At 30.3% G+C, this 14,598-nt stretch carries 13 protein-coding genes; 11 read left to right on the top strand and 2 right to left on the bottom strand.

What is annotated here, in order from left to right; genetic code table 11:
• Positions 1 to 155 precede the first annotated feature (155 nt).
• Positions 156 to 2,012, bottom strand: coding sequence for a hypothetical protein (locus ABXT61_RS05395; RefSeq protein ID WP_415314791.1), 1,857 nt, complete (start codon positions 2,010 to 2,012; stop codon positions 156 to 158).
• Positions 2,013 to 2,184: 172 nt separating this feature from the next.
• Between ABXT61_RS05395 and thyX the strand changes: the two genes are divergently transcribed.
• Entirely contained in the window at positions 2,185 to 3,132 is a 948-nt protein-coding gene (thyX, locus tag ABXT61_RS05390; RefSeq protein WP_415314790.1) for an FAD-dependent thymidylate synthase, read from the top strand.
• On the opposite strand, the gene ABXT61_RS05385 is transcribed toward thyX, so the two are convergent.
• Positions 3,113 to 3,937, bottom strand: coding sequence for an Mrp/NBP35 family ATP-binding protein (locus ABXT61_RS05385; protein ID WP_415314788.1), 825 nt, complete (start codon positions 3,935 to 3,937; stop codon positions 3,113 to 3,115). The genes thyX and ABXT61_RS05385 overlap by 20 nt on opposite strands.
• Before the next feature lie 51 nt (positions 3,938 to 3,988).
• On the opposite strand from ABXT61_RS05385, the gene hflK reads away from it, so the two are divergent.
• The 10 genes from hflK (at position 3,989) to ABXT61_RS05335 (ending at position 14,594) form a co-directional block, all read left to right on the top strand.
• Positions 3,989 to 5,089 (top strand): FtsH protease activity modulator HflK, encoded by a 1,101-nt coding sequence (gene hflK / locus ABXT61_RS05380; protein ID WP_415314786.1) that lies wholly within the window; start codon positions 3,989 to 3,991, stop codon positions 5,087 to 5,089.
• Complete coding sequence (gene hflC, locus ABXT61_RS05375; RefSeq protein WP_415314784.1) at positions 5,089 to 5,958, top strand: protease modulator HflC; 870 nt, start codon at positions 5,089 to 5,091, stop codon at positions 5,956 to 5,958. Before hflK ends, hflC begins: the two co-directional genes overlap by 1 nt.
• Before the next feature lie 9 nt (positions 5,959 to 5,967).
• Positions 5,968 to 6,153, top strand: a complete 186-nt coding sequence (locus tag ABXT61_RS05370) for a DUF2065 domain-containing protein (RefSeq protein ID WP_415313055.1) — start codon at positions 5,968 to 5,970, stop codon at positions 6,151 to 6,153.
• Position 6,154: 1 nt separating this feature from the next.
• Positions 6,155 to 7,567 carry a Do family serine endopeptidase gene (locus tag ABXT61_RS05365; RefSeq protein ID WP_415314783.1) on the top strand — a complete coding sequence of 471 codons (1,413 nt, stop codon included), beginning with the start codon at positions 6,155 to 6,157 and terminating at the stop codon, positions 7,565 to 7,567.
• Between the two features lie 2 nt (positions 7,568 to 7,569).
• Positions 7,570 to 8,511, top strand: a complete 942-nt coding sequence (gene miaA, locus ABXT61_RS05360) for a tRNA (adenosine(37)-N6)-dimethylallyltransferase MiaA (RefSeq protein ID WP_415314782.1) — start codon at positions 7,570 to 7,572, stop codon at positions 8,509 to 8,511.
• A gap of 19 nt (positions 8,512 to 8,530) precedes the next feature.
• Positions 8,531 to 10,297 carry an acetolactate synthase 3 large subunit gene (locus ABXT61_RS05355; RefSeq protein ID WP_415314780.1) on the top strand — a complete coding sequence of 589 codons (1,767 nt, stop codon included), beginning with the start codon at positions 8,531 to 8,533 and terminating at the stop codon, positions 10,295 to 10,297.
• Between the two features lies 1 nt (position 10,298).
• A complete protein-coding gene (ilvN, locus tag ABXT61_RS05350) occupies positions 10,299 to 10,847 on the top strand; it encodes an acetolactate synthase small subunit (protein ID WP_415314779.1) in 549 nt (182 codons plus the stop codon).
• An 18-nt stretch (positions 10,848 to 10,865) separates the two neighbouring features.
• Positions 10,866 to 11,885: a ketol-acid reductoisomerase gene (ilvC, locus tag ABXT61_RS05345; protein WP_168607261.1), complete on the top strand. Its 1,020-nt coding sequence runs from the start codon at positions 10,866 to 10,868 to the stop codon at positions 11,883 to 11,885.
• 105 nt (positions 11,886 to 11,990) lie between these two features.
• Positions 11,991 to 13,553 (top strand): 2-isopropylmalate synthase, encoded by a 1,563-nt coding sequence (locus tag ABXT61_RS05340; RefSeq protein WP_415314778.1) that lies wholly within the window; start codon positions 11,991 to 11,993, stop codon positions 13,551 to 13,553.
• Positions 13,554 to 13,556: 3 nt separating this feature from the next.
• Complete coding sequence (locus tag ABXT61_RS05335; RefSeq protein ID WP_415314776.1) at positions 13,557 to 14,594, top strand: rod shape-determining protein; 1,038 nt, start codon at positions 13,557 to 13,559, stop codon at positions 14,592 to 14,594.
• Positions 14,595 to 14,598 lie beyond the last annotated feature (4 nt).

The following is a 14,598-nucleotide window of genomic DNA, read 5'->3' as shown; positions in this document are numbered from 1 at the left end:
ATGTAATTCCTGTTTTAATAAGTGAGGCTAAGTTTTATTTAAAATATAAAAAGACATTTATTGTTTTTATCAATATTGATCAAAAAAAAATGAAATATATTAATGATAATCTTTAAACAGTTGACTCATTTATCATATCAAACAATACAAATTTATTATTTTGTGAAATCAATTAATTGTGAGGGACACGTAGGAACTAAACTTTTGCTAAAATAAATCATAAAGGTGTTATTAATTTTTTTAATACAATAAAGCTTTTCATCGATAGTTATATTTTTTACATTATCAAATTTTAGCATTAGTATAACTAAGTCAGGTTTAATCATTTTTGAAGTTTTAAAGTTTATAAATTTTTCTATTAGTCTTTTAGTTTCAAAAGCAGGAATTATCACTTGCTGAGAATTTAAAGGTGAAGATTTTGAAATAGCTTTCATCTCATCCTCTGAAAAATCAAAACTACCATTATATGTGATTAATTTATTAGCTTGATATTTCATATAAAAAGTTTTTCCTATTTTATCATTATAATATCTCCAGCCTTCTTTTTTATTTTTTATAAAATTCATAAAATCATTTTTATTAAGTTCCAAAAACCTAAAAATATTAATTATTTGACTTTCTAATTGCGCATCACTTAGTGAGGAATGTACACCAGTTACAAAATTTAGATTTTTGTACCCGTTTAAAATTAAATTTATCTGAATATCATCATCAAATACTAAGATAGAAGCTTCTTTGTTAATATTTAATTTTTTAATTGTATTCATTAATTCTTTTGTGTGTATTTTTTTGACATCTAATAAGTTATTTTTATTTAATGTGAAGTAATGTAGCGCATGAATGAGAAGCAAGAAAACAATAAAAGCTTTCAAGATATGTTGAACAATCTTAATATTTTTTTTTAAAATTGTTAATAGAGTTAAATATAAAAAAATTACAAAAATTAAAAAAGTTAATGCAACAATCATATTGGAGAAATTATAAATCTCACTTATTGTTGGTGAAATAACAATAAAGATAATTGGACCAATAAAGGAGCTTAAAAAAATAATAAATAAAAGACTTAAAGACTCTAATCTAAAAATACTTTTATATTTTAAAAAAATATAAAGACTTGTTATACAAATAAAAATTAAAATAAATTCTAATGTAAATATTTTATCAATAAAATGATTTAATAAGATCTTTTTTTTTAAAAAAGTAAGCTCAATTAGTCCAACTCTTACAAGATAATCTGGTTCAGAGTTTATCAAAAATAATATTACTGGAATAGAAAAAATAATAAAAAAAACAAATATGATCGAAGCATCCCTTAGATAATTAACTATTTTTTGATTTGATCCATGAATAATATAAAAATAATAAATTAGAAAAGTTATTCCTGATATAGCTAGATTATAATAATAACTTCCCCACATTAATCCAAAAATTATTCCAATCAAAGTGAGATCCAAATATTTAAATTTAATTTTTTTATTTTTGGTTACCAATATGTAAAAGAATAGAAATAGATATAAGTTAGTTATTGCAGGCCTTGGAATTCTTAAATTGTATAAATCCTTTATTGAAGAAACATAAGGAATTTTAAATAAATGAAAATAATCAATTATATTTGGTAAACAAAATATAAAAAGTACTAAAAAAATATTTTCAATTCTGCCTAATCCCAAACTGGCAAAAATTTTAAAAAAAATAAAACAAAAAGATAAAATTATAAAGAATTCAATTATTATAAACCCATAAATATTAAATAATTTAAAAAATAAAGAATGAAATAAAATCGAATAAATTGGTAAAGGTATATATTTAGTATCTGTTAATTCTGGATTATAAGTAGGATTAAAATTTAAGGTAGCAAGATTATAGATTAATGTAAAATATTGACGATCATCTAAATAGAAGATAATTTTTGTTATCAAATCAATTTCAAAATTAGAATTGAGTACAAAAAACCATTTTGTTAAGAAAAGAAACGTTGTTAAAATATAAATATTTTTTGTATCATTTTTCATTATTTTAATTTTACAATTTAAGATTAGATAATCCTCACAAGTATTAAATTTTTTTTATTTTGTATATACTATCAGTAGTTGTAATTATTAAAAAAATGTCTAAGCTTATTGGACATTTAATAAAATTATTGTAGTAATACTTTAAAAAGTTAGAACAATTTACTTAAATTTCATGAAATTAACACAAGAACAATTAAAAGAGATTAAGGACCAACAGTCCCAACAAAATAAAACAAAAAGAGTTACTGCTCCATCGCTTGAAAATATTCTTTATGAAGCAATGCCAGCACTAGATCATGGTTTTGTAAGAGTTATTGATTACATGGGGGATGATACTTCAATTGTTCAGTCTGCTAGAGTTTCATATGGAAAAGGAACGAAGCAAGTTTCAACAGATGCAGGTCTAATTAAGTATTTAATGAGGCACTGGCACAGTACTCCGTTTGAAATGTGTGAAATCAAATATCATGTGAAGCTTCCAATTTTTATTGCCCGACAATGGATTAGACATAGAACTGCAAATGTAAATGAGTATTCAGCAAGGTATTCAATTCTAGATAAAGAATTTTATTTGCCATCAGCAGAAAATTTAGCAGCACAATCTTCAAGTAATAGACAGGGTAGAGGTGACGTGATTGAGGGTGAACAGGCAAAAGAAGTTTTAGAACTTTTAAAAAATGATGCCGAACAAACTTATGATAATTATGAGTTGATGCTCAATCAAAGATTTGATGGATCAACTATTGATGAAAATAAAAAAGGACTTGCTAGGGAGCTTGCAAGAATGAATTTAACTTTAAATACTTACACTCAGTGGTATTGGAAAACTGATTTATTAAATTTAATGAATTTTTTAAAATTAAGAGCTGATAGTCATGCTCAATACGAAATAAGAGTTTATGCCGATATTATGTTGGACACTGTTAAAAAATGGGTACCCATAACTTATGATGCATTCATGGATTATAGAGTAGGTGGAACAGAAGTTTCAGCCAAAGGAAAAGTTATCATACAAAAACTTATTAAAGGTGAAGATGTTAACCCCAATAGTTCAGGCTTATCCAAAAGAGAATGGAATGAACTTATGGTTTCTTTTGATCTTAAAGATAAGTTGATTTAATTTTTCTAGCAAAGTCTAAATATATTTTAGAGATTTCATGCTCAGGATTAGCTTCTACAATTGGCTTTCCTTCATCACCACATTTACCAACTTCAGGGTTTATTGGAATTTCTCCTAAAAATTCTTTTTCAAATTCTTCTGCAGTTCGCTTAACACCACCTTCACCAAATATTTTATATTTTTTTCCATCATCACCAGTGAAATAGCTCATGTTATCAACCAAACCTAAGATCTTAACTCCAAGCTTATCAAACATCTTAATTCCTCTTTTAACATCAAGAAGAGCAACTTCTTGTGGAGTAGACACTATAATGGCTCCATCCATTTTAATTTCTTGAGAAAAAGTTAATTGAGTATCTCCAGTCCCTGGAGGCATATCAACTATTATAAAATCTAAATCTTTCCAGCCTACTTTTTGTGTGAAAGTTTTAATTGCACTGGTCACCATAGGTCCTCTCCAAATCATGGGAGTTTGTTGATCAGCAAGAAAGCCAATCGACATACATTGAATGTCGTATTTAGTAATAGGAGTTAAAGTTTGACCATCACTTTTTGGTTTTTCATTAATATCAAACATTTTTGGAATTGATGGACCATAGATATCAGCATCAAGTAAACCAACCTTGCAACCAATTTGCTTTAAGGCTAATGCAAAGTTTGTTGCAAAAGTAGATTTTCCAACACCACCTTTCGCACTTGATATAGCTATTGTAAATTTTGTTCCTAAAATTGGGTTCTTTGTGAATTTTTTAGGCTCTAATTTAGCTTTCATTGCGTCACTTAGTTCGGGTTTTTTATCTGTCATAGGATCATCATTACTTGTTTTTTGTTATAAAGACATTATATACTTTGTCATATGTCAGATGATTTTCAAGGTAGAGGAGGAAGTCCATGGGGAACACCTCCAGGAGGAGGAAATGGTTCAGGAAAAGGACCTACACCACCAGACATCGAAGCTTTAATTAGAGATATTCAAAGTAAGATAAATAAATTTTTACCTGGTGGAAGTTCATCGGGAGGTAAACCAATTGGTTTAATTTTAATTATTATAGCATTTGTTTGGTTAGCAAGTGGACTTTATAGAGTGGGACCCGATGAACAAGGGGTTGTTCTTAGATTTGGTAAGTTTGTAAAAACTACTCAACCAGGATTACACTATCACATTCCACTTCCAGTAGAGACAGTTGAAACGCCAAAAGTTACAAAAGTAAATAGAATTGATATTGGATTTAGATCTGAAAGAGATAGTGGTTTTTCACAAGGTGGAGGGGTTGCTGATGTTCCTCAAGAAAGTTTAATGTTAACAGGTGATGAAAATATAGTTAATATAGATTTTTCAGTTTTCTGGGTAATTAAAGATGCAGGTAAATTTTTATTTGAAATACAAGACCCAGAAGGAACAGTAAAAGCTGCTGCTGAAACTGCAATGAGAGAAGTAATTGCTAAAAGTAGAATTCAACCAGTTTTAACTGAGGGAAGAGCTCAAATTGAAATTGAAACTCAGGAAATTATTCAATCAATTCTAGATGAATACAATAGTGGTATTCAAATTACACAAGTTCAAACACAAAAAGCGGATCCACCTGATCAAGTAATTGACGCGTTTAGAGATGTTCAAGCAGCAAGAGCAGATATGGAAAGATCTAAAAATGAAGCTGAAGCTTATGCTAATGATGTTATTCCAAGAGCAAGAGGGGAAGCTGCAAAAATTATGCAAGCAGCAGAAGCATATAAACAAAAAGTTGTTGCTCAAGCAGAAGGTGAAGCTAGCAGATTTATATCTATTTATAATGAGTATGCGAAAGCTAAAGAAGTAACTCAAGAAAGAATGTATTTAGAGACTATGGAGAAAGTTTTAGCAGATATAGATAAAGTTATAATTGAAAAAAATGCAGGCTCAGGTGTAGTACCATATTTACCATTACCAGAGCTAGGTAAAAAAAAGGTAAGTAACTAATGAAAGTACAAAAAATTTTATTACCAATAGTAATTTTAATAGGAGCGTTAGCATTCTTTTCTATATTTATTGTTAAAGAAGTTAATCAAGCAATTGTACTTCAGTTTGGTGACCCTAAAAAAATTATACTAAAACCAGGTTTAAACTTTAAAATACCTTTTATTCAAAATGTTGTCTTTTTAGATAGCAGAATTTTAAATCTAGATACACCGCCAGCTGAAGTTATTGCATCAGACCAAAAAAGATTAATTGTTGATGCATTTGCAAGATTTCAAATTGTAGATCCTCTAAAGTTCTATATTTCAGTAGGTAATGAAAGAGTTGCAAGATCAAGGTTAGCAACAATTATTAACTCAAGAATTAGAAATGTTTTAGGACAACAAGAGTTACAAACATTACTATCAAAAGATAGATCTAAGCAAATGTCTTTAATTCAAGATGGTGTAAACGCGGAAGCTCAAAAATTTGGAATTAAAATAGTAGATGTTAGAATCAAAAGGGCAGATTTACCTCAAGCGAATAGTGAAGCAATTTATAGAAGAATGCAAACTGAAAGAGAAAGAGAAGCTAAAGAATTTAGAGCAAGAGGTGCTGAAATGGCAGTAACTATTACATCAACTGCTGACAAAGATGTTTCGGTATTATTAGCAAATGCAAACAAAGATTCTGAGATCATGAAAGGTCAAGGAGATGGTGAGAGAAATAAAATTTTTGCAGATGCGTTTGGTAGAGATCCTGAGTTTTTTGCTTTCTATAGAGCTATGCAGGCTTACGAGACTGCTTTAATAGGTGGAGATACTTCAGTTATTTTATCACCTGATAGTGAGTTCTTTAAATTTTTTGGGAATATCAAACCTAAATCTCAGTAACATAATTTTATGAAGGAGTTGATCATAGCATTTGGTCTTTTTCTTTTTATCGAAGGAATATTATACGCCTTATTTCCATCAAAAATGAAAAGTATGTTATTAAAATTAAATGACGTGACTAATAGTCAACTAAGAACAGGTGGATTGATATTTGCAGTTATAGGATTTATTATTATTTGGTATATAAAAAATTAAAATGAACAGAATTAAAAAATTAATAATAGTATTTTTTACATTAACTTTTGCAATACAAGTAAATGCTAAAGATGCACCAGCATCATTCGCTGATTTGGCAGAAAGATTAATGCCATCTGTTGTCAATATTTCAACAACAACTACTGTTACAACAAATACCAATCCTTTTCCTGGATTTCAATTTCCACCAGGATCACCCTTTGAGGACATGTTTAAAGAATTTGGAACACCTCAAACAAGGAAGTCTGCTGCACTAGGTTCAGGGTTTATAATAAAAGAAAGTGGAATTGTAATCACTAACAACCATGTTATTCAAAATGCTGAAGATATTCTAGTTAGAGTAGATGGGGATAAAGAATATAAAGCAACTGTTGTCGGTGCGGATCCTTTATCTGACATTGCAGTCCTTCAAATAGATTCAAAAGAAAAATTTACGCCAGTTAATTTTGGAAACTCAGATAAAGCAAGGATAGGAGATTGGGTTATTGCAATTGGTAATCCTTTTGGTTTAGGAGGAACAGTTACTGCAGGAATAATATCAGCAAGAAATAGATCAATTGGCCTATCTCGTTATGAAGATTATATTCAAACAGATGCCTCAATCAATTCAGGAAATTCAGGTGGACCTTTATTTGATATGAACGGTGATGTAATTGGAATTAATACTGCAATTTTAGGTAAAGGTGGGTCTATAGGTATAGGTTTTTCAATACCATCGAATGACGCAGAAAGAGTTGTAAATCAATTAATAGAATTTGGTGAAACTAAAAGAGGATGGCTGGGTGTTAGAATTCAAGTAGTTTCTGAAGAAATTGCTGAAGTTGAAAAGTTAGATGAACCTAGAGGAGCGTTAGTTGCTAGCGTTGCAGAAAATAGCCCGTCTGACAAAGCAGGAATTAAAGCAGGAGATATTATATTAGAGTTCAACAATACTAAAATTAAAGAAATGAAAGAATTACCAATTATTGTTGCTCAAACAGAAGTTGGTAAAACTGTAGATGTTAAAATTTGGAGAAATAAAAGAGAGATTACTAAAAAAATTAAACTAGGAAGACTTGAAACTTCAGAAGATTTTAAAGTAGAAAAAAAAGAAACTAAAGAAGAAGCACCTGAAATTTCTGAAATTAAATCTTTAAAAATAATTGTTAGACCATTAAATAAAAAAGATATTGAACAAAGAAAGTTACCCAATCAAACAACAGGTTTGGTTATAACAAATATTGGAAAAAATAGTCCAGTGGATTACTTAAATGTTGGAGATGTCATTGTTGAGGCGCAAAAGAAAAAAATAAAATCAACTAAAGATCTTGAAGATATTTTAGCTACTGTTTTAAAATCTAATCAAAAAACAATTTTGATTGTAATTTATAACAATCAAAACCAAAGAAGATATATTGGTGTTAAGTTAGATTAATAATGGACAAACAGTCCAAAATTATCTTAATTTCAGGTCCAACAGCATCAGGTAAATCAAATTTTGCCGTCAAGGTTGCAAAAAAAATCCAAGGAGAAATAATTAATGCTGATAGCATGCAGGTTTACAAAAAGTTAAAAATCTTAACTGCAAGACCAAATAGAATAGAACAAAAAAATATTAAACATCATCTTTATGGAGTTGTTGATTTAAATAAAAAATTTTCAACTGGTCAATGGTTGGAACTCGCAATTAAAAAAATAAAAAATATTCAAAAAAAGAAAAAAATTCCAATTTTAGTTGGTGGTACTGGTTTATATTTTCAATCATTAGTTAATGGTTTAGTTAAAATACCAGAGATACCTCTTAAGTTTAGAAATAAAGTCAGACAGATGTCTAAAAAAGAAGGACAAAAAAAATTTTATAAAAAACTTTTAAAACTAGACCCTAGAGTTAAAGATAAATTTGACCCAAATGATACTCAAAGATCTATAAGAGCCTATGAGATTAAATCTTATACTGATATTTCAATGTATGATTGGTTAACTAAAACGAAATCTGAATTTAAAGATAGTGATTTTTTAAAACTTCAAATTGAAACAAAAAGAGAAAAACTTATTGAAAGAATTAACTTAAGAACTTCTAACATGATAAATATTGGAGCTATTAATGAAGTTAAAAAATTTATTAAACTAAAAATTAGAAAAGATCAGAGTGCAAATAAGGTAATTGGGATTGCTGAATTGACACAGTATCTAAATAGTGAAACCACCTTAGAAGAAGCAAAAGAATTAATATTAATTAAAACAAGACAATACGCTAAAAGACAAGCTACTTGGGCAAGAACTAGGATGGACTCATGGATTAAAATTGATCCAAGCAAAGTAAATGGCTATATAAAAAAATTAAAAAAATCCTCTCTTAAACTTGACCATTTAACATAAAGTCCGATAGATTGCCTAGATGCCAAAATTATATTCAGGAGCAGAGATAGTATTTAAATGTCTTGAAGACCAAAAAGTTGAACATATTTTTGGATATCCTGGTGGAGCAGTGCTTCCTATTTATGATGAATTAAAAAATCATCCAACTATTAAACATATTTTAGTTAGACACGAACAAGGCGCAGGCCATGCTGCAGAAGGTTATGCAAGATCAACTGGCAAACCAGGCGTTGTATTAGTTACTTCAGGACCAGGTGCAACAAATGTTGTTACAGCATTAACTGATGCTTTTATGGACTCAGTACCTCTAGTTTGTATATCAGGCCAAGTACCAACACATTTAATTGGAACAGATGCTTTTCAGGAATGTGATACTACAGGAATTACTAGACCTTGCACAAAACACAATTGGTTAGTTAAAGATATTAATGATCTTCCAAGAATAATGCATGAGGCATTTGAAGTTGCAACAACTGGAAGACCAGGACCGGTACTAGTTGATATTCCAAAAGATATTCAGTTTGCAAAAGCAAAATATTTTAAACCTAAAAAAGAAAAAAAATTAAATGGAAAAGTCCTTAATAAATTTAATCAAAAAGAAATTGACCAATTAGTAGACTTAATGAAAAAAGCTTCAAAACCAGTTTTTTATACTGGAGGTGGGGTAATTAATTCAGGCCCAAAGGCAAGTGAACTTTTAAGAGAATTAGTGGCCTTAACTGGATTTCCTATTACATCAACTTTACAAGGATTAGGTGCTTACCCTGGAGATGATAATCAATTTTTAGGAATGCTTGGTATGCATGGAACTTATGAAGCTAATAATGCAATGCATGATTGTGATTTATTAATTAATATAGGTGCAAGATTTGATGATCGTATCACAGGAAAGATAGATGAGTTTTCTCCAAAATCTAAAAAGGTTCATATTGATATTGATCCATCATCGATAAATAAAATTGTAAAAGTTGATCTAGCTATTGTTGGTGATGTGATTGATGTAATTAAATCAACTACTAAAACTTTAAAAAAGAAAAACTTAAATTTAGAAAAATCAAATAAACAAAAAATATCAAAATGGTGGCAACAAATTCAAAAATGGAAAACAAAACAATCTCTAAATTTTATAAATAGTGATAAAATTATTAAGCCTCAACATGCAGTTCAAAGACTTTATGAATTAACTAAAAATCAAGACACATATATTACCACTGAAGTCGGACAACATCAGATGTGGGCAGCACAACATTATAAATTTAACAAACCCAATAGGTGGATGACATCAGGTGGACTTGGAACTATGGGGTATGGATTGCCTGCTGCAATAGGCGTACAAGTTGCACATCCTAAAAAATTAGTAGTAGATATTGCTGGAGAAGCTTCAATTTTAATGACTATGCAGGAAATTTCAACTGCAGTTCAATACAACCTTCCTATAAAAATATTTATTTTGAATAATCAATATATGGGAATGGTTAGACAATGGCAGGAATTACTTCATGAAAAAAATTACTCAGAAAGTTACTCAGAGGCTTTACCAGATTTTGTAAAATTAGCTGAAGCTTATGGTTGCGTAGGTATTAGAGCGGAAAATCCAGATGAATTAGATGAAAAAATTGAAGAAATGATTAATATAGATAGACCAGTAATTTTTGATTGCCACGTTGATCAAGCTGAGAATTGTTATCCAATGATACCTTCTGGGAAACCGCACAATCAAATGTTGTTAGGACCTAAGGACCAAGAAGAGAATAAGATTACAGGTAAAGGGAAATCTTTAGTTTAAAATGGCAAAATCTAAATCTGCATATAGCACACCTAGTAAATTAGGTAAAATTGATACTCATATAATTGTTGTTTGGGTGGATAATGAAGCAAGTGTATTATCAAGAGTAGTAGGTTTATTTTCTGGAAGAGGCTACAATATAGAATCTTTAGCTGTAGCAGAAGTTGATCAAAAAAAAAATCTTTCTAGAATTACAATTGTAACAACAGGAACACCGCAAGTTATAGAGCAAATTGTATTACAACTTAAGAAGCTAGTTCCAGTTCATAAAGTTGGAAATTTTAAAAGAGAAGATAAAAATGTTATATTTAAAGAGATGGCTCTATTAAAAATTGTTGCAAATTCTAGTAAAATTAAGAAAGCTTTAAATGCTTGTAAAAAATACAATCCAGTTATATTAGATCAGACAAATAAATCTGCTGTATTTCAAATTACAGCATTAAGAAGAGAGATAGATATCGTGACAAAAAATTTAAAACCATTTGGTCTTGTTAGCGCCTCAAGAACTGGAGCGGTTGCAATGACAAGAGGCGCAGAAATTTTTAATTAAAAATAAAGGAGAAAAAAAATGAAAATGTTTTATGAAAAAGATGCAGATGTAGATTTAATCAAAAGTAAAAAAATAGCGATTTTTGGATATGGAAGTCAAGGGCACGCACATGCATTAAATTTAAAAGATAGTGGAGCTAAAGAAGTTGTAGTAGCGCTTAGAGATGGATCTGCAAGTAAAGCAAAAGCAGAATCAAAAGGTTTAAAAGTAATGGGTTTATCTGATGCTGCAGAATGGGCAGAAGTTGCAATGATACTTACGCCAGATGAATTGCAAGCAGCTATTTATAAAAATCATATTGATCAAAGAATTAAACCAGGAACAAGCATAGCATTTGCTCATGGATTAAATATTCATTACAAATTAATTGAAGCAAGAAAAGATTTAGATGTATTTATGGTTGCGCCAAAAGGGCCTGGACATTTAGTTAGAAGTGAATTTGAAAGAGGTGGTGGAGTACCTTGCTTGTTTGCTGTTCATCAAGATGGAACAGGTAAAGCAAGAGACCTTGCATTATCATATGCCTCAGCAATAGGTGGTGGAAAGTCTGGCATTATTGAAACAACATTTAAAGATGAATGTGAAACTGATTTATTTGGTGAGCAGTCTGTACTTTGTGGGGGACTAGTTGAGCTAATTAAAAATGGTTTTGAAACTTTAACCGAGGCTGGCTATGAACCTGAGATGGCATACTTTGAATGTCTACATGAAGTAAAATTAATAGTAGATTTAATTTATGAAGGTGGAATTGCCAATATGAATTATTCTATTTCGAATACTGCAGAGTATGGCGAATATGTATCTGGTAAAAAAGTTGTAGATAGCGAAAGTAAGAAAAGAATGAAAGAGGTTCTTGCTGATATTCAATCTGGTAAATTTACTAAAGACTGGATGAAAGAATGTGAAGGTGGTCAAAAGAACTTTTTAAAAATGAGAAAAGATCTCGCAGATCATCCAATTGAAAAAGTCGGCGCAGAACTTAGAGCTATGATGCCTTGGATTGGTAAGAAAAAATTAATAGATAGTGATAAGAGTTAATTTTTACTAAAAACCTAATTCGATCATAAACTATAGCCAAAATATAACAATTATTTTGCAATCTCTATTATAGATTGTATTATAGTTTTTCAAAAATTATTGGCTATGAGCGACAAAGATAAAATTTTTATATTCGATACTACAATGCGTGATGGTGAACAATCACCAGGTGCATCGATGAGTCTTGAGGAAAAAATTCAAATAGCAAGAATTTTTGATGAACTAGGTATAGATATTATTGAAGCTGGTTTTCCAATTGCTTCTCCTGGTGATTTTGAGGCTGTAACAGCAATAAGTAAAATTTTAAAAAATTCAATTCCATGTGGATTATCAAGAGCTAGCAAAAAAGATATAGATGCATGTCATGAAGCATTAAAAGCTGCTCCAAGATTTAGAATTCACACCTTCATTTCAACAAGTCCACTTCATATGAAATTTAAGTTAAATAAATCTCCCGAGCAAGTTGTAGATGCAATAAAGGAAAGTGTAACTTACGCAAGAAATTTTACAGACGATGTTGAATGGTCATGTGAAGATGGAACAAGAACTGACATGGATTTTATGTGTAAAATAGTTGAAACAGCAATTAGCAGTGGTGCCACAACAATAAATATTCCAGATACTGTTGGTTACACTATCCCTTCTGAGTTTACTAAAATTATTACAACATTAAAAAATAAAGTTCCAAACATTGAAAAAGCTATTTTATCTGTTCATTGTCATAATGACTTAGGACTAGCTGTAGCAAATTCTTTAGCTGGTGTTTCAGCAGGTGCAAGACAAGTTGAATGTACAATTAATGGAATAGGTGAAAGAGCAGGAAATGCTGCACTTGAAGAAATTGTTATGGCAATAAGAACAAGAAATGATTTGATGCCTTATACAACTGGAATTAAAACAGAATTATTAAGCAAAGCTTCAAAAATTGTCTCTAATGCAACTTTTCCAGTACAGTTTAATAAAGCAATTGTTGGAAAAAATGCTTTTGCACATGAGGCGGGTATTCATCAAGATGGAATGCTTAAAAATAGAGAAACATATGAAATTATGACACCAGAAAGTGTTGGGGTTAAAAAAACTTCATTGGTAATGGGTAAACATTCGGGACGACATGCATTTAAAGAGAAATTAAATGATCTTGGTTATGCAGATGTAACCGATGATGTAATTCAAACAGCATTTGGGAAATTTAAAATTTTAGCTGATAAGAAAAAACATGTTTATGATGATGATATTGCAGCTTTAGTCGATGACAGTATGATTTTAGATAAATATGTAATTAACTTAAAGTCATTAAAAGTTTTTGCAGGAACAGGTGAGCCTCAAAAAGCAGAAATGACTCTTGATGTTTACGGTGAAGTTAAATCAACTTCAGAAACAGGAGATGGACCTGTGGATGCTATATTTAAATGTATTAAAGCTTTATATCCTCATGATGTGAAATTATTATTATATCAAGTTCATGCTGTTACAGAAGGAACAGACGCGCAAGCTACAGTAAGTGTTAGAATTGAAGAAGAAGGCAAAACTACAGTTGGACAAGCTGCTGATACCGATACATTAGTAGCGTCAGCTAATGCTTATTTAAGTGCTTTAAATAAAATGATTATTAAAAGAAAAAAAACTGCTCCAATGGAGCATAAAACTCAAAAAGTGAAAGGTATATAAAAGATGGCTAATTGGTTTAAAAATTTAAGTAGCGTTTGGAGTCAGGATATGGCGATTGATCTTGGAACCGCTAATACACTTGTTGTTTTAAAAGGACAAGGAGTAGTTTTAAACGAACCATCTGTTGTTGCTATAGTTGAGAACATGGGAAAAAAAACTGTACTTGCAGTTGGGGATGAAGCAAAAACTATGCTTGGAAGAACACCTGGTAATATTAGTGCTATTAGACCTTTAAGAGATGGTGTGATTGCAGACTTTATAGTTACCGAAGAAATGATTAAACATTTTATAAAAAAAGTTCATAAAAATAAAACTTTTGCAAATCCTAGAATTTTAATTTGTGTTCCAACTGGATCAACACCTGTTGAAAGAAAAGCTATTCAAGACAGTGCGTTAGCAGCGGGGGCTAGAAGAGTACAATTAATTGAAGAACCAATTGCAGCAGCAATTGGTGCGGGTCTTCCAATTTCAGAAGCAACAGGATCAATGGTAGTTGACATTGGTGGAGGGACTACTGAGATAGCTGTTATGTCATTAGGAGGTCTTGTTTATTCTAAATCATTAAGAATTGCGGGAGATGCAATGGATGTAGCTTTAGTAAATTATATGAGAAAAGAATATAACTTAATGATTGGAGATAGTACTGCTGAAAAGATAAAAAAAGAAATTGGTACAGCTATACCATCGAATAGTAATACTTATGCTGTTAAGGGAAGAGATTTAAGATCAGGAACACCTAAAGAAGTAAATATTACTGAAGAAGATACAGCCGAAGCTTTAAATGATATTTTAAAAGAAATGGTAAACGGAATAAAAGATGCACTTGAAAACACTCCTCCTGAATTATCAGCTGATTTAGTTGATATGGGCTTAACACTAACGGGTGGTGGAGCATTACTTAAAAATATTGATAAAAGATTTTCTAAAGAAACTGGACTGCCAGTTTTTATAGCAGATGACCCGTTGTCTTGTGTAGCAATTGGTACTGGTAAAGCCCTAGAGCAAGAAGAAACATTCTCGTCTATGCTGTCCGAGTATTAGAAAT

Origin of the sequence: Candidatus Pelagibacter sp. Uisw_137 (genome assembly GCF_047720245.1) — a bacterium.
Lineage (GTDB): Bacteria > Pseudomonadota > Alphaproteobacteria > Pelagibacterales > Pelagibacteraceae > Pelagibacter.
This window is presented reverse-complemented; position numbering and strand designations above follow the sequence as displayed.

Bases quoted from the DNA above. Each gene is read 5' to 3' on its own strand.
- ABXT61_RS05395 (WP_415314791.1), bottom strand. From the start codon at position 2,012: ATGAAAAATGATACAAAAAATATTTATATTTTAACAACGTTTCTTTTC.
- thyX (WP_415314790.1), top strand. From the start codon at position 2,185: ATGAAATTAACACAAGAACAATTAAAAGAGATTAAGGACCAACAGTCC.
- ABXT61_RS05385 (WP_415314788.1), bottom strand. From the start codon at position 3,937: ATGACAGATAAAAAACCCGAACTAAGTGACGCAATGAAAGCTAAATTA.
- hflK (WP_415314786.1), top strand. From the start codon at position 3,989: ATGTCAGATGATTTTCAAGGTAGAGGAGGAAGTCCATGGGGAACACCT.
- hflC (WP_415314784.1), top strand. From the start codon at position 5,089: ATGAAAGTACAAAAAATTTTATTACCAATAGTAATTTTAATAGGAGCG.
- ABXT61_RS05370 (WP_415313055.1), top strand. From the start codon at position 5,968: ATGAAGGAGTTGATCATAGCATTTGGTCTTTTTCTTTTTATCGAAGGA.
- ABXT61_RS05365 (WP_415314783.1), top strand. From the start codon at position 6,155: ATGAACAGAATTAAAAAATTAATAATAGTATTTTTTACATTAACTTTT.
- miaA (WP_415314782.1), top strand. From the start codon at position 7,570: ATGGACAAACAGTCCAAAATTATCTTAATTTCAGGTCCAACAGCATCA.
- ABXT61_RS05355 (WP_415314780.1), top strand. From the start codon at position 8,531: ATGCCAAAATTATATTCAGGAGCAGAGATAGTATTTAAATGTCTTGAA.
- ilvN (WP_415314779.1), top strand. From the start codon at position 10,299: ATGGCAAAATCTAAATCTGCATATAGCACACCTAGTAAATTAGGTAAA.
- ilvC (WP_168607261.1), top strand. From the start codon at position 10,866: ATGAAAATGTTTTATGAAAAAGATGCAGATGTAGATTTAATCAAAAGT.
- ABXT61_RS05340 (WP_415314778.1), top strand. From the start codon at position 11,991: ATGAGCGACAAAGATAAAATTTTTATATTCGATACTACAATGCGTGAT.
- ABXT61_RS05335 (WP_415314776.1), top strand. From the start codon at position 13,557: ATGGCTAATTGGTTTAAAAATTTAAGTAGCGTTTGGAGTCAGGATATG.